The sequence below is a fragment of the bacterium genome (genome assembly GCA_039961635.1).
Taxonomy (GTDB): Bacteria; 4484-113; 4484-113; order JAGGVC01; family JAGGVC01; genus JABRWB01.
Window position 1 is genome coordinate 1 of record JABRWB010000056.1, and the last position, 23,809, is coordinate 23,809.

The following is a 23,809-nucleotide window of genomic DNA, read 5'->3' on the forward strand; positions in this document are numbered from 1 at the left end:
TGGCAATCCCAGCCCCCCCCCATGACCAGATTTGTCAGCCGCTTAACCATCTGCGCTGCCTCCAAGAGTATTGAGTTTTGCTATCGAAACAGGGGCGCGGGGTTCCCTCCGCTCTGCGGATCCTGTCCAAAAGCCCCTTATTCTTCGCGTCATCGCTTCCGCCTCCGGCGGATAGTCCGCGGCCGTCCGATGCCGTACGCGTGCATTATACCCCGAACCGCGGGAAAAATCACGCGCAAGGAAAAATCACGCGCGAGGGAAAATTATGCGCGCTAAAAAAATCACGCGCGGCGGTGAGTTTTTTGCGAAATCTCCCAATTATATCGGAATACAGGTGCGCAATTACCGGCTTTTCGGCGCGGCGGTGCCATCGGGCCGTATTCAGGGTTTTAAGCGCTATTCCCTGCCCCGCTTGGCGATTCCGCGTTCCGTCGTAATCGGGACGATCGCGGTCGTGCTTTCCAGTTCGCGCAGCTTCTCTTCGTACTCGTGATCCAGGTGCTCGCGCATCCTCTGTATCAGCTCCCGCATCTGATCCTGAAGCCGCGTGATCTGGCTGCGCATCCGGAGGATTATCTCGACGCCGGCCAAATTGACTCCCATCTCCTGCGTCAAATTCAAAATTATTTCCAGTTTCTCCACGTCGCGCTTCGAATACATCCGCGTTTTGCCGGCCGTCCGCCGGGGAACGAGTATCCCCTGTTTTTCGTAAAGCCTGAGGCTCTGCTGGTGGATGTCGAACATCCGCGCCACCGTCCCGATGGAGTAGATGCCGCGCTCTTCCTCGGGCAGATCCTCGAACTCGTCAGTCTTGCGCTTCGCCAATCGAAATCACCAATCCCGCGCCCGGCGCGCGTTCATTTCGCCTTCTGCCGCTCCTGCTCAAGATAGCGCAGCCGCGGATTGGACGGGTTGCGCTTCTCGAACTCGCGGATAAGCTCCCTGCTCTCCCTGTCTATGTTTTGCGGCACCACTATGTTAAGCGTGACGAACATGTCGCCCCTTCCGTACTGCTGGATGTGCGGAAAGCCCTTGCCGCGCAGCCTGAACACCTTGCCGCTGTCGGTTCCGGCCGGAATACGCAGGTTTACCCGTCCATCCACGGTCGGGATGTCGATCTGCGCGCCAAGCACCGCCTCCGCGTACGTGATCGGCATCTCGCAGTAGATATTGTCGCCGCGCCGCTCGAAAAACGGATGAGGGCGAACCTCGACGTTCAGGTAAAGGTCGCCGGGCGGTCCGCCGTTTATGCCGCCCTCCCCCTTTCCGGAAAGCCTGATGCGGCTGCCGGTGTCCACTCCAGGGGGAACCTTGACCTCGACCCGTTCCAGCTTCTGCACGTACCGCCTGCCCTGGCACTTGGTGCAAGGCGTGCCGATCACCTGGCCTGTGCCGCCGCAGCGCGTGCAGGTCTGGCGCATCGAGAAAAAGCCCTGCTGGAAAACCTTCGCGCCCGCGCCGCCGCATTCCGGGCAGGTGCGGGAACCGCTTCCCGGCTCGGCGCCGCTGCCCTTGCATTGTGGGCACGCCTCCTTGCGCAGATATTCGTAATTGATGGTCTTGCCGGCGTAAGCGTCCGCGAATTCCAGCGTCAGGTTCTGGTGGACGTCCTGCCCGCGCTGCGGTGCGTCGGGCCGCCCGGCCGTCCGGGATCTCACGCCGCCCATCCCGCCGAAAAACTGCTCGAAAAGGTCTTCGATGCTGCCGAAGCCGCCGAAGTCCGCACCGAATCCTCCGCCCTGGTATGACGGCCCGGCTCCTCCCCCCCCTCGCTGGAACGCGGCGTGGCCGAACCGGTCGTACATCGCGCGCTTCTCCGGGTCGGACAGAACTTCGTAGGCCGCGCTTATTTCCTTGAACTTCGCCTCGGCCGTGGGATCGCCCGGATTGATGTCCGGATGGTACTTGCGCGCGAGCTTGCGGTAAGCCCGCTTTATTTCCTGTTGATCGGCGCCCTTGCCGACGCCCAGCAATTCGTAATAGTCGGTTTTGATATCCATCGGAGAAACGCGGCCGGCAGTTCAACGCCGTACGCAGTCGCTACGCCTCCTCCGAATTTTGGCCGGCCGCTTCGGACTCGCGGGATTCTGCGGACGCGATTTCCTGCATTTCCTGCGATGCGGCTCCGGCTTCGGCTCCCTCGGCTTCTCCCTCGATGCACCGGCTGATTTTGACCATGGCCGGCCTTATCAACTTGCCTCCGAGTATGTATCCGGACTGGTAAACTTCAAGCACGGTGCCGTCCTCGAAGTCGTTCGTGTCCACCATGACCAGAGGCGTGTGCAGCTCCGGGTTGAACGGCACGAGGCACTGGCTGACGACCTCGACGTTGTATTTGGAAAGTATGTTGAGAAAAAGCCCCAGCGTTCTCTTCACTCCGTCAACTATGGGGGAATCGCGATCCTCGGGCGCAACCGAAAAAACCGCCTTTTCCAGGCTGTCCATAACCGGCATCAGGTCGCGCAAAAGGTCTTCGATCGCCCGCTTTTTTTGAACCTCAACGTCGGTTTTGGTGCGGTTCTTGAAATTGATCAGCTCCGCGTGTTTGCGCTGCGCCATTTCGAGATTCTGCTTGGCTTCGGCTTTCGCGTCGCGCAATTCCTCGTGCAATTTAGTCAATTCCAGCTGCAGCTTCGCGAATTCGTCTCGATCCAAAGATCCGCCGTGGATGACTCCCGCGTCGGAGCTTTCTTCGTACGGAATCTCTTCGTCGCCCTCGGTGGCGATTTCGTGAACGGCCGCCGATTCCTTGAAGGGATCCGGCTCGCGCGGCGGCGGCCAGCCTTTTTTCGAGCCCGGCGGCCAAGCGGATTGCACCGCGTCATCCAAATTCAGGATGGGAAGTTCCTCGTCGGCCGGCAGGACGGCGCTGGTTGCGGCTTCGTCCGCCAGCTTAATGGCTTCGTCCCAGGCGGAGCCTGTATCGCCCTGCGCTTCCGAGCCGGAAGCTTCCTCCGCCTGTTCCGCTTCTTCGTCCTTGAAGTAGAGGTCCATCAGGTCGTCTGAAATTTTCGCGGAGGCGCGCTCGTCCTCGGAATCGGACTCGTCGCGTATCTTGATTTCGACCAACCTGCACCTCCTTTCCAAGAATGACCGGCTCGCGAGCGCCGGAATTGCGGGCGGGGATGCGCTCCCCGCCCGCGAAAACTTTACTTGATTTCCACGGTGCGCCCGCGAACCTCGGGACGCTTGGCGAACCTCACGGTGAGAAGTCCGTCTTTATACGTCGCATCGGCGCTCTGCGGATCCACCGTGGCCGGCAGCGAAAAGCTCCTGCGGAACGAACCGTAACCTCTCTCCACGAGGTGGAAGTTCTTTCCCTGCTCCTCGCTTTCGAATTTACGCTCTCCGCTCAGAGTGAGCACGTTGTTTTCGACGTCGACCTTTATGTCTTCCTTCTTCATTCCGGCGATTTCGGCGGAAAAAGTCAAACCGCTTTCGTCCTCATGGACGTCCACGGCCGGAGCCCATGCCCCGAAGGTGTTCTCGCCGAAACCCCTCAAGGTAAGGTCGAACAGGCGGTCGATGTCGTCGCGCAAACTGCGCAATTCCCTGGACGGAGAAAAACGAACCAAGCTTCTCATCGCTTTACTCCTCCTTTGATTTGAAATTGTGTTGTTCATCTCGATCCATCGTTCTTGTGCAAGCCGCTCCCGCGATCCCTAGGCCATCGCGAAACCGGCCGCTTGGAACGTTAGACCTCCTTGTAATCCGCGTCGACGGTCTTTCCGTCTCCGTCGGCCGGACCGGCCGAACCGCCGCCGGCCGGCCTTTCGCTCCTGGCCTGGGCGTACATGATCTCGGCCATCTTCTGACTGCAAGCGATCAAGTCGTCCGTGGCCTTTTTCATTCGCTCCAGGTCGGAGCTGTCGCGGGCGTCGCGCAGTTCCTCGAGAGCAAGTTCGACTTCCTTGCGCTGCTCTTCCGGAACCTGCGAGCCGAAATCGCGCAAGCTCTTTTCGGTCTGATAAATCAGGCTTTCCGCCCGGTTGCGGACTTCGGCCTCCTCGCGCTTGCGCCTGTCTTCTTCTTGATACTTTTCGGATTCCCTGACCATCCGCTGAATTTCTTCCTGCGAAAGGTTGGTGGATGCCGAAATTGCTATCTTCTGCTGCTTCTTGGTGGCCAGGTCCATGGCGGACACATGGACGATTCCGTTGGCGTCGATATCGAAGGTGACCTCGATCTGCGGTATGCCCCGCGGCGCGGGGGGAATCCCGACCAGCTGGAACCTGCCCAGCGTTTTGTTGTACGCGGCCATTTCACGCTCGCCTTGGAGCACATGCACTTCGACGACGGTTTGATTGTCGGACGCGGTCGTGAATATTTCGCTTTTTCTCGTGGGAATCGTGGTGTTGCGGTCTATGATTTTGGTGAACACTCCGCCCAGCGTTTCGATTCCCAGCGAAAGCGGCGTCACGTCGAGGAGCAGGATGTCCTTCACCTCGCCAGAAAGCACGCCGCCTTGGATCGCCGCGCCGAGCGCCACGCATTCGTCCGGATTGACGCTCTTGTTGGGCTCTTTGCCCGTCAGGGTGCGGACGATTTCCTGGACGCGCGGGATGCGGGTCGAGCCGCCCACGAGTATCATCTGGTCAATTTCGCCGATTCCCAGCCCCGCGTCGGCAAGCGCCTGTTTGGTCGGTCCGACGAGCTTGTCGAAAATGTCCGATGCAATCTCTTCGAACTTCGCGCGCGTGAGAGTGAGATCGAGGTGTTTCGGGCCTTCCTGCGTCGCCGTAATGAACGGAAGGTTGATGTTGGCGGAAGTGGTGGTGGAAAGCTCGATCTTCGCCTTTTCCGCGGCTTCCTTGAGACGCTGCATGGCGTTTAGGTCTTTGGAAAGATCTATGCCTTCCAGCTTTTGGAATTCCTGGACGATCCAGTTCATGATGCATTGATCCAGGTCGTCTCCTCCCAGGAAGTTGTTGCCGGAAGTGGACTTCACCTCGAATACGCCCTGACCGAGCTCGAGGATGGACACGTCGAAGGTGCCGCCCCCGAAGTCGAATACGAGAATCGTCTGGTCGCCTTCCGCTTTGTCGAGACCGTATGCAAGCGCGGCGGCCGTGGGCTCGTTGATGATGCGAAGCACTTCGAGGCCGGCGATCCTGCCCGCGTCCTTTGTCGCCTGCCGCTGCGCGTCGGTGAAATACGCGGGGCAGGTGATGACCGCTTGCGTCACCGGCTCGCCCAGATATGCTTCTGCATCCGCCTTGAGCTTTTGCAGAATGAAAGCGCTTATTTCCTGCGGCGAATACTCTTTGCCGAGCAGCTCGACCTTGTAATCCTCGCCCATATGGCGCTTTATGGACAGCACCGTGTTTTTCGGATTGATGATGGCTTGGCGCTTGGCGACAGCACCCACCAAGCGTTCCCCGTTCTTGCTGAAAGCAACAACGGACGGTGTCGTACGCGAGCCTTCGGAGTTGACGATTATCTCCGGCTCGTTTCCGATCATCACCGCCACCGCCGAAAAGGTGGTGCCCAGGTCGATGCCGATTACTTTACCCATACCGCATACCTCCGTGTTGAATCGCCCCCATTATAACGCCTGATTTCGAGCTTGTCAAGTGGTTAGGGAAAAATTCTATAAATTCTTTTCGTAGATAATCTATCACTTTCATTGTAAGATTTGCGCCGTCATCCAAGGAAATAGACTGGGATATTACCGTTTTTCGGCCGGTTTTGGGGTTACAAGCTTCTCCGTTCGATTTCCTTTTGATATCAAGGCAGCGCCCGCTCTGCCGATAATGCCAATGGTTCAAAAGGGCACGGAATATGGTTAAGGCTTACTGCAATTACTGCGAAATCGACCTTTCCGCAAGCGGGGTCGAAACGTTCGGCGACCTTGTCGTTTACCTGACCGCCAACGTGGTGCCGCCGGGCGAGGTCATCTACCGGCTGGTAGTTGACGGACGGGAAATCGACGAGACCGAGGAAGGAAAATTGGCTAAGGAGCCTTTGTCCGGCTTCGAGCTGGTCGAAACTTACACGCGCAACGCGGTGGATATTTCGCTCGAAGGGCTGGCAACCGCTTGCGAGCTGGTGCCAAGCATCCGGGAGGATGCTTTGGAAGCCGGCGGCGAGCTTCGTACCGGAAACATGGATCGGGGTTACGGCTTGGTTGCCGATTTAATCCCGTTTCTAGGCTGGTACCTGGACCTGCTTACGGCGATAGATCGTATTTTCGTGCGCCCCGGCGACGACTTCCTGACAAGGGACTTCGCCGGGATGGGCGCGATACGCTCGTTCGAATTGCTGGAAGCCATGAAAGAGCAGCTGGCCGCGCTATCCCAGGCGCAGCAATACCGCGACCACGCGGCGGTCGCCGACATCCTGGAATACGAAATCGCGCCGATTCTGGAAGTCTGGGAAACCGAAGTCGGACTGATTCAGCGCAGGATGGCCGAATCCAGGGCCGCCGCTTGACCTTTATATTTCACGATGAACCACTTTTCATCCAATCTGGAGCTTCTTAGAAAAGTCAGCCCAAATCTGGCCGACTTGTGCGCCGAGAAAGCGGAGGCGGACTCTCAATCGAATTCGTCGGGATGGGCGGCCTCGGTCGTTTCGTCCAAAACCGGTCTGCCCGTGATCGAGCTGTCGCACGGCGAGCGCAGGATCGCGCTTTCTTCCAGGTACGATCCCGTCCGCGAGGCGGAACGGACCGCGGCGAAGCACGCGGAGTCAATAGGGGAGAGAAACTACGTCGCGGTGCTGGGCATGGGGATGGGCTGGCACGTGGACGCGCTGATTCCGCACCTATCGCGCGGAACGGTTTTGGTGATCGTCGAGCCTTCTTTGGATGTTTTTCGGCTCGCGATGAAATCGCGCGATCTGTCCGCGATTCTCACTTATCCGAAGGTGTCGCTCGCGGCGGGCTGCGATCCGGCCCTTTTCAACCAGGCTTGCCTTAAATACTTCCAGATTATGAATTTCAAGGGGATTTACGTCGTGGACTGCGACTATTACCGCGATACCCCTTACTGGGAGGTTATGGAAGGACACCGCGCCAAGCTTCGCGCGCTGATGCTCCAGCTTGCGGGCAACCTGCAGACGATGATGGCGATGGGCGGCTCATACTCCGTCAACTCGCTTATCAATCTGAAATACATGATGCGCGATGCGGTGTTCAAGAATCTCGTGGGCGAATTCGCGGGAGTTCCCGGCGTGGTGGTGAGCGCGGGGCCCAGCCTAGCGAAAAACGCGCATTTGCTGGAAGGGCTGAAAGACCGCGCGGTGATATGCGCGGTGGACACGGCGGTCAAACCGCTTCTCAAAATGGGGATAACGCCCGACATCGTGACGACCGGCGACCCGCAGGAGGCGAACTACCGCCACCTTGCCGGAGTCAAGCTTCCCGAAACCTACCTGATTTACGATCCGCAGGCGCCGGTGAAAACCGTCGCCGAATGGAAAGGCAGGCGGTTTTCCTGCTCGTTCGGCACGCGGTTTTTCAACTGGTTCTCGCAAAGGATCGACGTGGGGAACGTCACGGTATGGGGAAGCGTCGCGACGATCGCGTACGACATCGTCCTTCAGCTCGGATGCGACCCCATAATTTTCATCGGCCAGGATCTCTCCTTTACGGGCGGCAGAACGTACGTTCCCGGCACTTACTTCGAGGACGACGACAAGAAAACGATGACGGTGGAGGCGGAACGGGCGCGCAATACGCGGTTGATCGCCTGCAAGGACATTAACGGCGAGGAAGTTTTCACCAACCGCCAGATGTTCGCGTATTGCGACTTCTTGCTGAACCGGTTCCTTGAGCCCCACGGGCGGCGGATCGTCAACGCCACCGAGGGCGGTATTTTGCACGGAAACGGAATCGAGATAACGACGTTCGCCGGGGCGATTGAAAAATACTGCACGTCGCATCACGGCGTGCGTGCAAGGCTGGATGCCGCGTACGCCAAAGGAAACGGCTTCAGGCTCGGATACCTGTTGCGCGAGATGGACAGGCTGATAGGCGAACTGCGCAGGATGATCCGCGCCGGGCGCAAGGGCTATGCGCTGTCGAACAAGCTTTCCGCGCTGCTTGAAACGGAGGATCACGACAAGGCGCTTGTCCGCGACATTTACAACCGGATGGTCAGGCTGCGCAAGGAAATAGACTCGCTGGCCGAGGCGAAGCCGTTCATAGAGATGGTGAACCAGAGCGGGCTGTACCTTTACTTCACGCGGCTGCGCGACATGGTGCTGGACGAACGCGGCGTGGACAAGGACGCGATGCTCAAAATGAACGAGGCGTTCAACGCGCTTTTCTCGACATGCCTCGCGACCAGCGCGCAGCTTCTGCCGCTGTTCGAGAGCGCGCGCGAGGATATGAATGCGCTTTACGAGTCGCGCGACGCACACGGCGCGGAGCTGGCGGCCGCGGCCGCGGGCGCGAATTGAATGAGTCCGGAGAATGGTTATGGCAAAGGCCGCCGACGATACTGAAAAGAAGGACGATGTGATAGAGGTCTTTCCGACGACTCCGCAGCTGTTCGGCGCGCTGATTTTCACCGCGGTCATGCTCGTCGCGCTTATCGTGATCAGGTTTCTCGGCGCCGCGGGAGTCGTGCATGCTCCGCCCGAATCGGAGCCGCCGAATTATTTCAACAGGACGACTATGGACGAACTTGCATTGCACGAAGCGGCGCTGATCGCGCGTATAAACCGCGCGCGCGGAATCGAGGAAACCCCCGCGGCTCTTCCGTCCGCGTCGGATGCTCAAGCGGCAAAGCTGGACAGCGCGCTTGAAACGCTTCAGTCCGAAAAGCTGGCGGGGATATACTCCGCGCTTTCGGATCCCGAAAAGGAATTTGTAATCGAAACTCTTTCGGACTGGAAGCTTTCCCGGATGCTATCCGTGATGGAAGCTCAGGCCGCCGCCGAAATCGTGACGCGCCTCGCGCCCGCGCAAAGCGGGCAGCCCGCGGCGGAGGAAACTCCCCCCGCCGAAGCCGCCGCGCCCGCGACAGGTCAATAACCGATCTTCCTCTTAGTCGCGCCCTCTAGCGATTCGTCCCGCTTAAGTGGAATTCCGCCCGGCCGATAATTTCCATAGCTTTGGATTAACGCGCCCGCAAGGCAGGGAGGTCGCACGGATGCGGCCCGCAGTGTCGCTTTTTGAATTGCCTTGGGTCGGAAGTCCCCTCCGGGAAGGCGGGGACAGGGCTGTCCCGCAGCGCGCGGCGACGCGCATCAATCGCGCGTCCGCCGCACATCCGCCGCGCAACGAATCGTTCTGCGCATCGATTGCGATGTACTGCCGGTTCGCCCGGGACGAATTCACGAAAAAGGAGGTGAACAAATGCAAAACTCGATCCAGGCTGTTTTACTCGCCGCGGCAAAGCCGGATGCAGCTCGCGCAGCGCTTCCTGGAGGAGCGCATCCGGATGGCGGGGCAAGCTTCGGCGAAATGCTCGCGCTTTTCGGATGGCAACCCGCGGAAGGCGCGGCCGGGCCGCCCCGAGAGTCTGATTCCGTCGCGGTGCTGGTGGATAACGCGGGAGGCGGGCAAGGCGCCGAAGGTGCTCTTGACGCTTCCGGTGGAGTTGGGTGGGACTGGACCGAGGTGCTAGCCGCGATAATCGGCGGCGCCGAGGAGGAATCACCCGAATCTGAAACCGCAAAAGACGCGGCGAAAGCCGCGCCGGGCGCGAATGCCGAATCCGCGGCATTGGAAGCTTTGATTGCGCCGTCCGGCGCGCCGGTTGTATCCGCGCAAATGCCGCACCAATCCGCTCAACACCCCGCGCATCTGGCAATCGTCAACGCGCTTCCGGCGGCAGTCCAACCGGACGCCGCAGCGACGCCTGCAACGTTTGTGTTCGAAAGCGGCGGAGCGAAATATCTTCTGACGCTTTCGGCGCAGCCGAATTCCGCGCCGGGCGCGGAAATCTATCTAGCTTCCATCCGTCCGGCGGACGGCGGCGTTCGGCCGATACTCGCAACGGTAACGGTAAGCGGCGGATTGCCGCAATCAGCGGCGCAGCTTCAGGCGGAAATACTCGCCGACGCGGCGCAGCAGCAGTTCTCATCGCCCGCCGCGCGGAATCCCGCCTTAACGGCTGCCGCCGGAAACGGGGCAACCGCTCAACTTCCCCAGCCTTCAGCGGCAATTCGGACAGTTCAAAATCAGCCGCTTCCGCTTGACATAACCGCGCTTGCGGCACAGGCCGCTTCTGCGGAAACGCTTGCCGGATTGAAATCCGATCGCGTGCCGCCAAGTTCTCGAACGATCGCGGTCGAGGCTCCGCGAAATCCTGCGCCAATCTCACCCGCAAACTTCACGGCTATGCCGGCGGCTTCGGCTTCTGCTTCTGCTTCTGCTTCGGCTTCGCCTGCATCCGGCAAAACCGGCGCGGCGGCGCTGATTTCGGCGGATTCGGAAGCTGCGGTCATGCCGGAGCTCGCGCCGCGGGACGTTGATGCGGTGCTCGAATCCGCCGGAATGGAGCTTCGCAGGGCGTTCGGGCGCGAAACCGCAGTCCGCGCGATCCCGTTTGGGGAGAGCGCGCGCGGCGAAGCACCGTTCGCTTTCGAACTTTCGGGAGCGATGTCCGCGGATCGCGCGCTGCCCGCCGCGGACGTTCCGCGGCATGCCGAACCTTCGCTTCGCGTAAACGCGCACGAGGTTTACCGCGCGCTCGCGCAGCAGGCGGACGACATGCGGCGGCTTTCCGCAAACACGCGAAACGTGTTGCTCGAACTCGACCCGCCGCACCTCGGCCAAGTACGGGCGCGGCTTGAGCTTTCCGGCAACGCGCTGTCGCTGACCATAGGCGTCAGCTCGCTCTTCGTCCGCGAAATGCTTGAAAATCAGCTTCCCGAACTGCGGCAGGCGCTTCAGTCGCATGGCTTCGACGCGGGCAAGCTGGACGTGAACGTAAGCGCGCAGGGAGGCGGACATCCGGGCCGGGATGCGCCGGACTCCGTCGAAACCGCGCGCGCGCATGCCGCGCGCGCTCCCGCGCGTGAACGCGCGGAAGTCCGCGGCCGCGAGGCCGCCGGCGCGCTTTACATTTAAAGGAGGTGTTTGAATGGCGATGATTTCCGCCGCGCCGTCGAGCCAGGTCACAAGGCCCGACGGAACGGTGTATTTCCCGTCCTCTTCCGAGCCGGTAATCGCCAAACCCGGCGATTCGGCCTCGGAAAAGGACATGTTTTTGAAGCTTATGATCGAGCAGATGAAGCAGCAGGATCCTCTGAATCCGCTCGATCCGACGCAGATGATGAGCCAGCTCGCGGAGCTCAACACGGTCCAGCAGCTTATAGATATGAACCTGGCGCTCCAGGGATTCGTGGACAGCCAGAACCTGGTGCAGGCCACTAGCCTGATGGGGCGCTGGGTGCAGGGATTCGACGCGTCCGGCGCGAACATCGAAGGCATGGTGGACTGGGTGGAAGTGCTCGACGGAATCGTCACGCTTCACATAGGCGACAAGCTGCTTTTGTTGAACCAGGTGGTCAACGTCCGCGAGTCGGCCCCGGCCGAATCGTCCGATTCGGGCGATTCCGGCGATGCCGGAGGGGAGTCCGATTCCGAGGAGAAATCCGCGTAGCGGAGGCTCATGCAATGGTCGAAAGAATAGAGCATCTTTATCCGCCGATCGGTCCCGCCAAGCCGGCGGGCGCGGGCGGCGCATCGAAAACCGCGCAATCGGGCCGGACGCCGGAGGGGGCGACGTTCGGCGATTTGCTGGCGCGCGAGATGGCGAAGTCGTCTCCGGTTTCGCTTTCGGCGCATGCTGCGCGCAGGCTGTCTTCCCGCGGAATCGAGCTTGACAGTTCCAGGTTGGACAGGCTGGGCCGCGCGGTTGACAGGCTTCACGCGAAAGGCGGAAGGGACAGCTTGGTCATGCTCGACGGGCTGTACCTGATAGTCAACGTGCCCAGCCGCACCGTGGTCACCGCGATGGAGGACGGCGGAATGGACGAGCGCGTTGTCACGAACATTGACAGCGCCGCCGTAGGCTAGCGCAAACGGGGCTTGCGGGCCGGACATACATTCCATGTATGAGGCCCGGGGCGCGGAACGACCGATGCGCCCGGCCCCGATTGATTCTGCATCTTTAATACATGGAGGTATTGTCGGATGCCAAGTGCATTCTTTACGTCGGCAAGCGGCCTGCGCAACCAGCAGGTCAAGATGGACTTGATCGCCTCGAACATAGCCAACATCAACACGACCGGCTACAAGGCGAGCTCGATCATCTTCAGCGAGCTGCTTGCCCAAACGCTCCGCGGCGCGTCTTCGCCGCAGGGCACCCTGGGCGGAACCAACCCCGTCCAGATCGGACTCGGCGCGGCGATCGCCGCGATCCACAGCATAATCGGCCAGAGTTCACTCGAAAACACCAACCGCTCCACCGACTTCGCTATAAACGGCCAGGGATTCTTCACGCTGGCGCGCGGCAACAACATCCTTTTCACGCGCGCGGGCGACTTCGGCGTGGACGCCAGCGGCGCGCTCGTGGGCAACAACGGCTACCGCGTCCAGGGATTCAACGAGCTGACCGCGGACGGACTCATGATCGATCCGAACAGCGGCATCGGCGACATCGTGATCAAATTCGGCCAGAAGCTAGAAGCGCGCGCGACAAGCGAGGTGGACTTCGCCAGCAACCTGGATGCTTCAGCGGACAGGTTCGGCAGCGTCGATCTTCAATCCGTGAGCTTCGGCTCGACGGGCATCACCACCGCAAGCGGAGCGGCCGCGCCTTACGCGGTCGCGGTCGCGGGAGCGGCCGTCGATCCGTCGACCTTCGTGGATTCGACGGACATCATCATAGACGGGAACACCGTGACGTTTTCGATTCCTACGGGCGGCACGATGACCTCGCTTGAATTGGCGCAGGAAATCGCCGACCAGATCAACGCGGACGGCGCGGTGAACCAGGTCGTCCAGGCGACTGTGCGCAACGTCAACAATCAGGGCGTGCTTGTGCTTCAGGCGATCCAGCCGGGCGCGCAATTCACGGTGGACGGAAGCACCTCCGCGCCGTACATCGGATTTCCTGCGAGCAGCCAAACCTACACCTCGCCCACCGATCCCGGCGAGTTCCTGGTCGGAAATCACCAGATCGTCGTGACCGAAAGCAAGGCCGCGACAGCGACAACCACTCAGTCCGTGGGAATCGGCGTGAACGCGCCGCTCTCCACCGAGACGTTCGACATTGACGGCGTGACGGTTTCGCTTCTGGGATTCAGCGACACGGGCACGTCGGCGGGCAATGCGGCCAAAATCGCGGAGCTGATAAACTCCACGCCCGCGATATCCGTAACGGCCACCGCAAACGCGAACGGCACGATTACGCTCACGCATAAGTTGAAGGGAGTCGCGAACACCTTCAGCCTGGAAAACCCAAGCTCCGCCACACTCTTCGACAGGCTCGGATTCTCCAGCATTCCCGACGGCGACGGCGTGCCGGGCGATCCGATTTTGGTCAACAACGGGATCAACGCCCGTATCGAGGACACGTTCATACCGAACGACGGCAGTCCGGCGCTTGTGAGATTTCTGGAAGACATCACCATAGCGGGAACTTCGAGCGAGCTTTCGAACATCCAGCAGCAGATCCAGGGCAACACCGCGGCCTTCCCGTTGATACCGGGCGTCGTTCTTTCGATAGACGAGCTGACCGCGGGCCGCGCGTTCATCCGCACGAACACCGCCGCAGTGCATACGACAAGCAGGATCGTGTACGACTCGCTCGGCAACGCGCACGAGCTGAATTTCAAATTCACCCACGTCCGGGAGAACATCTGGGACTGGGAGGCGCTCTTCCCCAAGGAGCCGCAGATCGTCCTGACCGGCAACCTGGGCAGGATCGAATTCGGCTCGACGGGACTGATAATCAGCCCAAATCCGACCACGCCGGTGCAGTTCACCGCGGCCGGCGCGGAGCCGACGACGATTGATTTGATCTTCGACGGGCTGGGCAATCCGATCAACGGCGTGACGCAGTTCACCGGCGAAACGACTACGGCCGCCCGCAGCCAGGACGGCTATCCGATGGGCGTGCTGACCAGCTTCGAAACGGACGCGAGCGGCGTCATCAGCGGATTTTATTCGAACGGCCAGCGCCGTCCGATAGCCCAGATCGCGATCGCGACCTTCACGAATCCGGAAGGCCTTTCGCGCGTCGGGGACACGACCTTTCAGGAGTCGTCAAACTCCGGATCGGTGGTGCTGCTGCGCCCCAACACGGGCGGAGCGGGAAGCGTATTCGGCGGATTTCTGGAGCAGAGCAACGTGGACTTGGCTTTGGAGTTCACCAACCTGATAGTCGCCCAGCGCGGCCTTCAGGCGAACAGCCGCGTCTTCACGGCCCAGGACGAAATCCTGAACGAAATCGTAAACCTCAAGCGGTAATCCGGTTTTTTCGGGCCGCCTCGGTCGGATGTTCCGGGGCGGCCCGTAGTTTCATTTCAATTTCGCTTGCTATAATCAATGCGATGATCGAATTGACCAAGATCAACGGGGAGGCGTTCGTGCTCAACTGCGACCTTATCGAGAGCATAGAAGCCGCCCCGGACACGATCCTTAAGCTGACCAACGGCAAGAAGGTCATCGTCAGGGAAACTGTCAAGGAAGTGGTCATGCGGGTCGTCGAATTCAGGCGGCGCATCCACATTCTCGAAGTGGGCGCGCCGGATGCGGGCGCCGGCGGCCCGGCGCTCCGGGAGGGCAGCGGTTGACCGACATCCTTTCCCAGGATGAAATAGACGCCTTATTGTCCGCGCTCGACTCGGGCGACATTTCGCACGAGGAGTTTGGAGGCGCGCAGGGCGGAGACGCGCGCGCGCGTCTGTACGACTTCAAGCGTCCGGACAAGTTTTCCAAGGATCAGCTGCGCACCATTCACTTTCTGCATGAGACGTTCGGACGAATTTGGGCGAGTTCGCTTTCCGGAATGCTTCGCAACCTGGTCAACATGACCGTTGTATCGGTTGACCAGCTTACATACAAGGAATTTCTTCTTGCGATTCCGGATCCGTCGGTCATTTGCGTGTTCAGCATGCCGCCGCTCGAAGGCCGGGCGATCCTCGAATTCAGCCCCGCGATCGCTTTCCCGATAATAGACCGGCTGCTGGGCGGCCACGGCAGCGCGAATCAGCGCATCCGCGAGCTTTCGGACATCGAAAAGCGGATTATAAGCACGCTGGTGGAGGAGGGCCTTTCGTTCCTCAAGGAAGCGTGGATGAGCATGATGGAGCTTTACCCGGAAATGGAAACCGTGGAAAGCAATCCGATGTTCGTCCAGGTCGTGCCGCCGAACGACATGGTGCTGCTGCTCACGCTCGAAAGCAAGATCGGCGATTTCACCGGCGTCATCAACCTCTGCTATCCGTACACCTTGCTCGAGCCGATACTCACGCGACTTTCGCAGCAGTTCCTCATTTCCAGCACCGGCCGCGGCGCGACCGAGCACAGCCGCAAGCTGGTTTTGGAAACGCTGCGCGAAACCAAGCTCGAAATCGACGTCGTACTGGGAGAGGCGGAACTTCCGATGGGCGATGTGCTGAACATGAGGGAAGGCGACCTTGTGAAGCTGGAAGCCAAAACCGACGACGAACTGAAAGTGATCGTGGGCGAAAAGCTGAAATTCGCCGGTGTGCCGGGCACGGTGGACGGCAAAATGGCGGTGATGATTACCAGATACATAACGAACCCGGAGGAGATGATCAAAGATGTCCGCGTCTAATGATTTTTTGTCCGCGGGGGGCCTGGACGTTCCGGTGCCGCCCGATTTCATAGGGGACGAAGGCGACAGCAAGGCGCGGGCGTTCGTCGAATCCGCAATGGACAGCGTCGCCAGGATTATCTCGTCAATGGTCGGCGCCGACTGCAACCTGGCGGGTATTTCGGTCTCGCAGCTCGGCCCGGCCGCGGTGGATTCAATGTTCGGCCCGGAGTCCGTGCTAATCGAATCGGCGATCGTTCTCGACGGAACCCACCCCGTGTTTCTGGTCGTAGACCAGCGGATAATGAAGCAAGCGGCGAATCCGATGATCGGCCGCGGGCTGACGGAAGGAATGGACGAGCCGCTCGGCGACGTAAGGCTGTCCGCAGCAAAGGAAGTGTTCAACCAGGCGTTCGGCGGAATCGCCGCAAGGGTAGGTCAAAGCGCAAGAAAAGAAGCGACCCATCAGCTCGGCGAAGCCATTTTGCAGGACCAGGCTATCGCGCTGAAGGCAAAGCTTCCGGCCGAGCCGTACTTGGCCAGGGTAAAAATGGATGTCGAGGAAAGCGGAACCTGGGAGATTGCTTTCGTTTTCGGAGGCTCGATTTTGAAACTTCAAGACCAGGCGCCTCCGGCGCCGATGCCGGAACCGCGCGCCGCCGAGCGGCCCGTCGCGCAGGAAACGGAAAAAGTGACCTACCGTCCCGCCGAATTCGAAGAGCTTCCGGATAAAAAGATATCGTACGAGGCGCGCAACATCGAAGTGCTTTTGGACGTGCCGCTGAACATAACCGTGGTTCTTGGACGCAGCAAAGTGCCGATAAAGCAGGTGCTCGAATACGGGCAGGGCTCTTTGATCACGCTTGACAAACTGGCCGGAGAGCCTGTAGACTTACTCATCAACGGCAAGTATTTTGCCAAGGGCGAAGTTGTTGTTATCGACGAAAATTTCGGGGTTAGAATTTCGTCGATCCTTTCGCCCGAGGAAAGGCTGCACCAGCTTACCTCGACCTAGCATTGCGTTTCGAGTAAGCGGCCGTTGAGTTTGAGATGCTAATTGATTTCGCCGCCGTGAAATCTGCCGCGTCTTTGGGCGCGATTCCAAATGAACCGCAGTGTGGCCGGAAATCTGATTAAGCTTATTATTTCCACGACAATTCTCGCGTCTATAACGCTGTTTAGTTTTCCGGTTTTCAACAATTGCCAACATTTTTCCTGCGGGATTTCTTTCGCGCAGGATGCAGGACAGGCTGAACAGGCGAAGAAAGGCGGCCCAAGCGAAGCCGGCAAGTCCGCCGCGTCGGACGCGGGTAAAACCGGCGAGCCGATGTTCCGCGATGATTTCGTTCCCGAAGATTTGCCCGAATCCGGAATCGACCGCTACAACCCGTGGGGGGCGTTCGCCGGAGTGCTTTTCGTTCTCGGATTGCTTTTCCTAGGCGCGCACTTCATCAAGAAGATTTACAAAATCGACACGTTCTCGGCCGCGCGGCAGCTCAAGGTGATCGAGTCGGTGTCGGTCGGAACCGGAAAGCAGGTGGTCCTGATCAAGGCCGGCAAATTCGCGCTCGTGGTCGGAGTGACGCAGGGCGCGATTTCGCTTCTCGACAAGATGACGCTTGACGAGCTTGGCCGCTCGCAGGCGAGCGACCTGGACGAGGGGCGGCTGCTCGAAGCCCCGCCCGCTCCCGGCGCGGCCAGCTTTCAGGAAAAGCTGCGGCAGTTGCGGCAGCGCATAAACGGCGATGACGAAAATTAGGCGCGCAGCTTTGGCGTTGGGACGCGTCGCGGCAGCGGTGCTGCGGCGCCACCGCGCGCCTTTGTCGGTTCTCGCGGGATTGTGGCTCGCGTCGCGAGCGACGCCGCTGTTCGCGCAGGGGCTCCCGCGCGTCGGAATAGACATAGGCACCGCGGAAAGTCCGGCGGACGTCGTCGGATTGCTTCAGATTCTGCTTCTTTTCACGCTTATTACGCTGGCGCCGTCGCTTCTCGTTATGGTTACGCCGTTCACGCGGATAATCGTCGTGCTCTCGCTTCTGCGCAGCGCGCTCGGCACCCAGCACGCCCCGCCGAACCAGGTGCTGATAGGCATAGCGCTGTTCCTTACGCTTTTCATCATGGCGCCGGTGAACTACCAGATAAACCAGCGCGCGGTGCAGCCATACCTGAAAGGGACGATCGAATTCGGCGAAGCGGTGAAAGAGGCCGAAGCTCCGTTGCGAAAGTTCATGCTCGCCCAGACCAGAAGGCGCGACATCGCGCTGTTCGTGCAGATGGCGAAACTTGAAAACGTGGAGAGCATCGAGCAGGTGCCTACATACGTCATTATCCCCGCGTTCATGACCAGCGAGCTTAAAACCGCGTTTCAAATCGGATTCATTATCTTCATCCCGTTCCTCATCATAGACCTGGTGGTGTCCAGCATCCTCATGAGCATGGGGATGTTGATGCTGCCGCCGGTGTTGATTTCGCTTCCGTTCAAGCTGCTGCTTTTCGTGATGGCGGACGGTTGGAACCTCATTTTCGCCAGCCTCGCCCGCAGCTTCAACGTGACTTGACGCCGCTTCTGGTATAATGATTCCCGCCGCCGCCGCTTGCCGTTAGAACGCGTACGGGTGGTTTCATGGGCGACGTTTATCTTGGAATAGGGCAGCGGGCGATTATGATCGCCCTCGAGCTCGCGCTGCCGATTCTTATCGTTGCGCTGGTGGTCGGATTCCTGGTCAGCATCTTCCAAGCCGTCACGAGCATCCAGGAGGCGACGCTGACTTTCATCCCCAAGATAATCGCGGTCGCGATTTCGCTGATCTTTTTCGGGCCGTGGATGGGCTCGACGATTTACGCCTTCGCAGCCGATCTGTTCGGCAACGCGTGGAGATACATCAGATAAAACAAGGATACAAGTCACATACCGTGAGAATCCACACACTCAACCGCTTCTTGTTTGCGCTCGCGCTGGCCGCGGCGCTGGTCGCGGGAGGCACATTCGCCTCGCCCGCCCAATCCGAGGACTGGAAACAGTACGAGGCTACCGAGGAAGAGCTTCGCACAAAATACGGCACGGCCGAAAACCGCATTTCGCTCGACGAAGCGCGCTCGCTGATGCTAAGCCTTGTAAACTCGGACAGGGCAAAGTACCAGGGTCTTCCTTCCCTTGAGCCGGATCCGCTGGCCGCGCAGGTCGCCCAGCGGCACGCGGAAGAGATGGCGGAGAACCGGTACCTCGGCCATTACAACCTGCGCGGAATGAAAGCTCCGCAGCGCTACAACGAAGCGAACGGCACCGACATGGTCATCGAAAACGTGTCCTATTGGGAAGCGGAATACGACGCGTACATCACGCCGCAGGTGGTCGCGGACATAGAGGCGCGCTGGCTCAAAAGCCCCGGCCACTTCGCCGCGATAATGACGCCGGAAGCGACCCACCTGGGTTTCGGCATCGCGATTTCCAAATACGGGGAAATCACCGTGATAACGGCCGTCCAGCTTTTCGTCGTGGATCTGTCGGATTTTGCACCTTTGCCCGGCAGGATAAGGCGCGGCGACACGGTGAACATCGTGGGGCGGCTGCACAAGGGACTGAAGTTTTTTTACGCCGCGGTCGGTTCGGAGCCGCTTCCGGTGCAGCGCACGGCGGATTACTTGAATCAGCATCTCGCGCCGTACGACACTCCGGAGCCGTTCGCGGGTTATCTTGACCAGCTTTCGGAGGGGAGGCGGAAGCTTAACGGGCTGAAAACCTACTTCACGTTCGTGGAAGGCGAAAACGGCTCGGTAAGCGGCCAGGTTACGCTGGACGACGGCTCCGGCAAGCCCAAGCTGTATTACATTTACCTGTTCGCGAAGCGCGAGGACGGCCAGGTAATATTGGTGATGCAGCAGACGTGCGAAGCGGTCTAGGTTAGGCGGCAAGCCGAGCGCTTATCACCGCGGAAAACTGGCTGAACAAGTTCATGAGAGGCGCGGGATAAACTCCAAGCGCAACCATCAGCACGCCCGCCGGGGCGAGGCTCCACCATTCGCGTACGGACATGTCCGAAATCTTGTCCCACCTGGCGTTGGCTTTGCCCAGGAACACGCGCTCGATCATCCACAGCAGGTATCCCGCGGTCAGTATCATTCCGATCGCCGCGATTACGGCCATCCACCTGAAGAAGACTATTCCGTTCACGCCGCCGAATACGATCAGGTTTTCCCACACTTCGGGCGCCATGAACGTGCCCTTGAGAATCAGGAATTCCCCCCAGAATCCGACCAGTCCGGGGAGTCCTAGCGACGTGAACGCCGCGAGGCTCATCATGCCCGTGTATTGCGGCATCTGGTTGTACAAGCCTCCGAAGTCCGCGATGAGCCGCGTGTGCGCCCGGTCGTATATCACGCCGACAAGAAGGAACAGCGCGCCGGTGGACAGGCCGTGCGCGCACATCTGGAGGATCGCGCCGTTTATTCCGTCCGCGCCCAGCGTCGCGATTCCTAGCGTCATGTATCCCATGTGAGAAACCGAGCTGTACGCGATCAGCTTTTTCAAGTCCGCCTGCGCCATCGCGACGAGAGCGCCGTAGATGATCGCGATGATGCTGATGAACGCTATCACCGGGCCGAGGTTCTTGGCGATGTCCGGGAAAGTAGGATACGCGATCCGCAGGAATCCGTACGTTCCCATTTTCAGAAGGACGCCCGCGAGGATGACGCTTATCGCGGTCGGAGCTTCGACATGCGCGTCCGGAAGCCACGTGTGGAACGGGAACATCGGAACCTTGATCGCGAATCCCAGGAGCAGCCCGATGAAAAGCAAAGTTCTGGGCAGCTCGGTCAGGTAGAGCAGTCCCACCGAGTTGGCGATTTCGTCAATTTTCCAACTGCCCGCGCCCGCCCATATGAACATCCCGATTATGCAGATGAGCATGAACACGCTGCCGAAAAGCGTGTACAGAAAGAACTTGATCGCGGCGTATTCCTTTCGCGGCCCGCCCCATATCGCGATGAGGAAGTACATCGGGACGAGCATGATTTCCCAGAAAATGTAAAAAAGGAAGTAATCGAGGGCGACGAATACGCCAAGCATCGCGAAAACGAGAATGAAGTAAAGGACAAAATATTCCTTCTCGCGGAACGTGATCGAGAAGCTGCCGATCATCGCCAGCAGGCAGATGAACGAGGTGAGCAGAAACAGCGGCATCGAAAGCCCGTCGATCCCGATGTAATAGTGGACGCGCATGAGCGGTATCCACTCCACGTCGAACTGCCAGTTCATCAGGTCGGGGCTGAAGTTGCGCAGCACCTGGAGCGAAAGGAGAAACGTGAGTATGGAAACGACAAGCGAGAATCCCTTGATCACGCGCGGCTTTTCCTTGGGGAAGAAAAGCAGCGCGATCGCGCCGAACAGCGGCAGGAACACCGTCTGGTTCAGCGGATTTATGAAAAACAAATACAAAGCGTCAAAGAAGCCGCCTGTTTCCATTTGCGCTAACTCCCTATAGGCGTCATATCGGGCCACACACGGATGTCGAATCCGTAGCCGATCATGGTGATCACCAAAAGAACAACGATTCCGGCAAGAATAACGAACAGGTAGGTCGCGACGAATCCGCTTTGGACCCGCCTGATTATCCAGTTGACCGCAAGCCACATGTACGCAACCGCGTTGACTAGCCCGTCAACCACAACTCTGTCGAACCAGCCGGACAGTATCGAGAACCACCTCGTCAGAGTCGCGGCGCCGTTGACCGCGAAATCTATGACGTACTGGTCGAAGATGAAAAACGACTTGGCGAGCGACCAGCCCGGCGCGCCGACCCTCCGCACCACGAGCGGCGAAAGCATCCCGACATAAAAATCGTCGAGGTAATACTTGTTTAGAAGCAAAGTTTTAAGCCAGCCGAATCTCGCCGAAAGCGGCGCGAACGCCTTCGACCTGCGGACGAAGACCGCCCAGCCGATGCCGAATCCCGCGAACGCCATCAATGTCGAGATTCCGAGCACCGGAAGGTTGTATTCAGGCAGATGCGGATGCGCGAAAAGCCCGTCCTGCACGAATCCCTGGTACCACGGATTGAGCTTGGGAATCCCCGCGAATCCGAAAAACGCGCCCAGCGTGCCCAGCACCATCAGCGGGATGGTCATGTTGAGAGGGCTTTCCTTGGGCAGCGCGCCGTGCGGCGCGTGGTGCTCGTCGTGCGCGTGCTCGTCCTTCGGCGCTTCGTCCCCGCGGTATTTGTCGCCGAGGAACGTCATCGCGACCAGACGCGTCATATAGAACGCGGTCAGGAACGCCGCGGCCGCGCCGAATACGAACAGCAGCCAGTAAAGCGGTGAGCGGCCGGACGCCGCCGCGTCCCACACGCTGGCGAGTATCTCGTCCTTGCTCCAGAATCCGGAAAACGGAGGAAGCCCCATAAGCGCGACCGTCGCCAAGGCGAACGTGACAAACGTGATGGGCATGTATTTGCGGACATTGCCCATGTAGCGCATGTCCTGCTGGTGGTGGCAGCCGATAATCACGCTGCCCGAGCCGAGGAAGAGGCAAGCCTTGAAGAACGCGTGCGTGATGAGGTGGAACATCGCGCCCACCCATCCCAGCGCGCCGAGGCCGAGAACCATGTATCCGAGCTGCGAAATCGTCGAATACGCAAGGACTTTTTTGATGTCGTTCATCACGGTGCCGAGGAGCGCCGCGATGAGCGCGGTGAATCCGCCGATGAACGCGACTATCAAAAGCGTCGTGTTTGACGCTTGCACAATCGGGTAAACGCGGCCGAGGAGATAAACGCCGGCGGACACCATCGTGGCCGCGTGGATCATCGCGGAGACGGGCGTCGGGCCTTCCATGGCGTCCGGAAGCCAAACATGCAGCGGGAACTGCGCGCTCTTGCCGACCGTGCCCATGAACAATCCCAGTCCGGCGAGCGTGACCCAGGTTTTGACAGAGCCTTCCGCCGCGGCGCCAATCGGGAAAGCCGCCCAGATGCGGTCGAAGTCGAAGCTTCCCACGAGGACGAACGTAAGGACGATGCCGAGGAAGAATCCGACGTCGCCGATGCGCGTCGTGATGAACGCTTTTTTGCAGGCGGCCATCGCGGTTTCCTTTTCGTACCAGAAGCCGATCAGCAGGTAGCTGCACAGCCCCATCAACTCCCAGAACACGTAAAGGAACAAGAGCCCGCCCGCCATGACCAGCCCCATCATGGACGCCGTGAAAAGACAGATGAACGCGTGAAAACGCGGGAAGCGCTTGTCGCCGCGCATGTATCCGACGGAATACAGATGTATAAGGAAGCACGTGAGCGACGCCATGAAAAGCACCATCGCCGCGATCCGGTCGAGCCGGATGTTGTAGCGGATGGCGGTTACCTGCTGGTGGAAGTCGGGATGCAGGTCGAGCGCATGTTCCCCGCCTGCGCCGCCGTGCGAATCAGCGGCGTGTTCCGGCGACAGCACCGCGCTTTTGATCGCGCGCGCGAACGAAGAATCGGAAATGCCGGACACGCTGGGCAGGTTGAAAAGCTCGATGCTTTCTTCGTAGATATAGCCGGCCGGCTTGCCCATCATCGCGACGAACGCCATTATTCCGAAGAACGCGGAAATCGCGGTGACGAGCGCGGATAGATTCCCGCTCCAGCGGTCCTTCAGCACCTTCGAAAAAAACGTGATGAGGACGAACCCCGCGAACGGGAACAGCGGAATGAAAATCGCCTTTTCCAGGAAGAAATCCATCTACCGCTCCCTTACCACCTCATCAGGTCTGCGTCTTCGACCATGACCGATTGCCTTATCCTGTAAAACGCCACGATGATCGCCAGCCCGATAGCGGCCTCCGCGGCCGCGATGATGATTACGAAAATAGCGAAAATCTGCCCGACGGGACTCCATACATCCTCGATGCTGGTGAACGCCGCGCGGGTTTGCTTGAGCCCCCAGATGTTGTTGAAAGCGACGAAGTTGATGTTGACCGCGTTGAGCATCAGCTCAAGGCTCATCAGTACGCTGATCGCGTTGCGCCTGACGATTACGCCGAAGAATCCGATAGCGAATATCGCCGCCGCGACCAAAAGGTAATGGTGGATCGAAACCGTGGAAAAAACGTACCACGCGTTCTGCAGCGCGTTCTCCGACGTCATCGCCGCATC

The 23,809-nt window shown here is 59.6% G+C and carries 22 protein-coding genes; 14 read left to right on the forward strand and 8 right to left on the reverse strand.

What is annotated here, in order from left to right; all coding sequences use genetic code 11:
• Nucleotides 1–396: 396 nt before the first annotated feature.
• The 5 genes from HRF49_08735 to dnaK form a co-directional block, all read right to left on the reverse strand.
• Nucleotides 397–744: a MerR family transcriptional regulator gene (locus tag HRF49_08735; protein ID MEP0814733.1), complete on the reverse strand. Its 348-nt coding sequence runs from the start codon at nucleotides 742–744 to the stop codon at nucleotides 397–399.
• A 113-nt stretch (nucleotides 745–857) separates the two neighbouring features.
• Nucleotides 858–2,000: a molecular chaperone DnaJ gene (gene dnaJ, locus HRF49_08740; protein MEP0814734.1), complete on the reverse strand. Its 1,143-nt coding sequence runs from the start codon at nucleotides 1,998–2,000 to the stop codon at nucleotides 858–860.
• Between the two features lie 40 nt (nucleotides 2,001–2,040).
• Nucleotides 2,041–3,069, reverse strand: coding sequence for a nucleotide exchange factor GrpE (locus HRF49_08745; protein ID MEP0814735.1), 1,029 nt, complete (start codon nucleotides 3,067–3,069; stop codon nucleotides 2,041–2,043).
• A gap of 80 nt (nucleotides 3,070–3,149) precedes the next feature.
• Nucleotides 3,150–3,584, reverse strand: coding sequence for an Hsp20/alpha crystallin family protein (locus HRF49_08750; GenBank protein MEP0814736.1), 435 nt, complete (start codon nucleotides 3,582–3,584; stop codon nucleotides 3,150–3,152).
• A 110-nt stretch (nucleotides 3,585–3,694) separates the two neighbouring features.
• Nucleotides 3,695–5,515, reverse strand: a complete 1,821-nt coding sequence (dnaK, locus tag HRF49_08755) for a molecular chaperone DnaK (protein MEP0814737.1) — start codon at nucleotides 5,513–5,515, stop codon at nucleotides 3,695–3,697.
• Nucleotides 5,516–5,781: 266 nt separating this feature from the next.
• Between dnaK and HRF49_08760 the strand changes: the two genes are divergently transcribed.
• The 14 genes from HRF49_08760 (at nucleotide 5,782) to HRF49_08825 (ending at nucleotide 19,583) form a co-directional block, all read left to right on the forward strand.
• Nucleotides 5,782–6,432 carry a hypothetical protein gene (locus HRF49_08760; protein MEP0814738.1) on the forward strand — a complete coding sequence of 217 codons (651 nt, stop codon included), beginning with the start codon at nucleotides 5,782–5,784 and terminating at the stop codon, nucleotides 6,430–6,432.
• 15 nt (nucleotides 6,433–6,447) lie between these two features.
• Nucleotides 6,448–8,403 carry a motility associated factor glycosyltransferase family protein gene (locus HRF49_08765; GenBank protein MEP0814739.1) on the forward strand — a complete coding sequence of 652 codons (1,956 nt, stop codon included), beginning with the start codon at nucleotides 6,448–6,450 and terminating at the stop codon, nucleotides 8,401–8,403.
• A gap of 19 nt (nucleotides 8,404–8,422) precedes the next feature.
• The gene (locus HRF49_08770; GenBank protein MEP0814740.1) at nucleotides 8,423–8,980 is read left to right on the forward strand and encodes a hypothetical protein; all 558 of its coding nucleotides are present in this window, start codon (nucleotides 8,423–8,425) and stop codon (nucleotides 8,978–8,980) included.
• Nucleotides 8,981–9,304: 324 nt separating this feature from the next.
• Nucleotides 9,305–11,023, forward strand: coding sequence for a flagellar hook-length control protein FliK (locus HRF49_08775; GenBank protein ID MEP0814741.1), 1,719 nt, complete (start codon nucleotides 9,305–9,307; stop codon nucleotides 11,021–11,023).
• Between the two features lie 13 nt (nucleotides 11,024–11,036).
• Nucleotides 11,037–11,558: a hypothetical protein gene (locus HRF49_08780; GenBank protein MEP0814742.1), complete on the forward strand. Its 522-nt coding sequence runs from the start codon at nucleotides 11,037–11,039 to the stop codon at nucleotides 11,556–11,558.
• A 14-nt stretch (nucleotides 11,559–11,572) separates the two neighbouring features.
• Complete coding sequence (locus HRF49_08785; GenBank protein ID MEP0814743.1) at nucleotides 11,573–11,974, forward strand: flagellar biosynthesis protein; 402 nt, start codon at nucleotides 11,573–11,575, stop codon at nucleotides 11,972–11,974.
• Between the two features lie 117 nt (nucleotides 11,975–12,091).
• Nucleotides 12,092–14,371, forward strand: coding sequence for a flagellar hook-basal body complex protein (locus HRF49_08790; GenBank protein ID MEP0814744.1), 2,280 nt, complete (start codon nucleotides 12,092–12,094; stop codon nucleotides 14,369–14,371).
• An 83-nt stretch (nucleotides 14,372–14,454) separates the two neighbouring features.
• The gene (locus HRF49_08795; protein ID MEP0814745.1) at nucleotides 14,455–14,697 is read left to right on the forward strand and encodes a flagellar FlbD family protein; all 243 of its coding nucleotides are present in this window, start codon (nucleotides 14,455–14,457) and stop codon (nucleotides 14,695–14,697) included.
• Entirely contained in the window at nucleotides 14,694–15,704 is a 1,011-nt protein-coding gene (gene fliM, locus HRF49_08800; GenBank protein ID MEP0814746.1) for a flagellar motor switch protein FliM, read from the forward strand. Before HRF49_08795 ends, fliM begins: the two co-directional genes overlap by 4 nt.
• Complete coding sequence (gene fliN, locus HRF49_08805) at nucleotides 15,691–16,698, forward strand: flagellar motor switch protein FliN (GenBank protein ID MEP0814747.1); 1,008 nt, start codon at nucleotides 15,691–15,693, stop codon at nucleotides 16,696–16,698. Before fliM ends, fliN begins: the two co-directional genes overlap by 14 nt.
• 90 nt (nucleotides 16,699–16,788) lie before the next feature.
• Nucleotides 16,789–17,442 carry a flagellar biosynthetic protein FliO gene (locus HRF49_08810; GenBank protein MEP0814748.1) on the forward strand — a complete coding sequence of 218 codons (654 nt, stop codon included), beginning with the start codon at nucleotides 16,789–16,791 and terminating at the stop codon, nucleotides 17,440–17,442.
• Nucleotides 17,429–18,241: a flagellar type III secretion system pore protein FliP gene (fliP, locus tag HRF49_08815; GenBank protein MEP0814749.1), complete on the forward strand. Its 813-nt coding sequence runs from the start codon at nucleotides 17,429–17,431 to the stop codon at nucleotides 18,239–18,241. Before HRF49_08810 ends, fliP begins: the two co-directional genes overlap by 14 nt.
• Before the next feature lie 65 nt (nucleotides 18,242–18,306).
• Entirely contained in the window at nucleotides 18,307–18,573 is a 267-nt protein-coding gene (gene fliQ / locus HRF49_08820) for a flagellar biosynthesis protein FliQ (GenBank protein MEP0814750.1), read from the forward strand.
• 23 nt (nucleotides 18,574–18,596) lie between these two features.
• Nucleotides 18,597–19,583 carry a CAP domain-containing protein gene (locus tag HRF49_08825; GenBank protein ID MEP0814751.1) on the forward strand — a complete coding sequence of 329 codons (987 nt, stop codon included), beginning with the start codon at nucleotides 18,597–18,599 and terminating at the stop codon, nucleotides 19,581–19,583.
• A gap of 1 nt (nucleotide 19,584) precedes the next feature.
• On the opposite strand, the gene HRF49_08830 is transcribed toward HRF49_08825, so the two are convergent.
• Genes HRF49_08830 through nuoK form a run of 3 tightly spaced genes read right to left on the reverse strand, consistent with a single transcriptional unit; the run spans nucleotide 19,585 to nucleotide 23,800 of the window.
• Nucleotides 19,585–21,144 (reverse strand): NADH-quinone oxidoreductase subunit M, encoded by a 1,560-nt coding sequence (locus HRF49_08830; protein ID MEP0814752.1) that lies wholly within the window; start codon nucleotides 21,142–21,144, stop codon nucleotides 19,585–19,587.
• Between the two features lie 5 nt (nucleotides 21,145–21,149).
• On the reverse strand, nucleotides 21,150–23,396 hold the full coding sequence (gene nuoL, locus HRF49_08835; GenBank protein MEP0814753.1) for an NADH-quinone oxidoreductase subunit L: 2,247 nt from the start codon (nucleotides 23,394–23,396) through the stop codon (nucleotides 21,150–21,152).
• 11 nt (nucleotides 23,397–23,407) lie between these two features.
• Complete coding sequence (gene nuoK, locus HRF49_08840) at nucleotides 23,408–23,800, reverse strand: NADH-quinone oxidoreductase subunit NuoK (GenBank protein MEP0814754.1); 393 nt, start codon at nucleotides 23,798–23,800, stop codon at nucleotides 23,408–23,410.
• Nucleotides 23,801–23,809 lie beyond the last annotated feature (9 nt).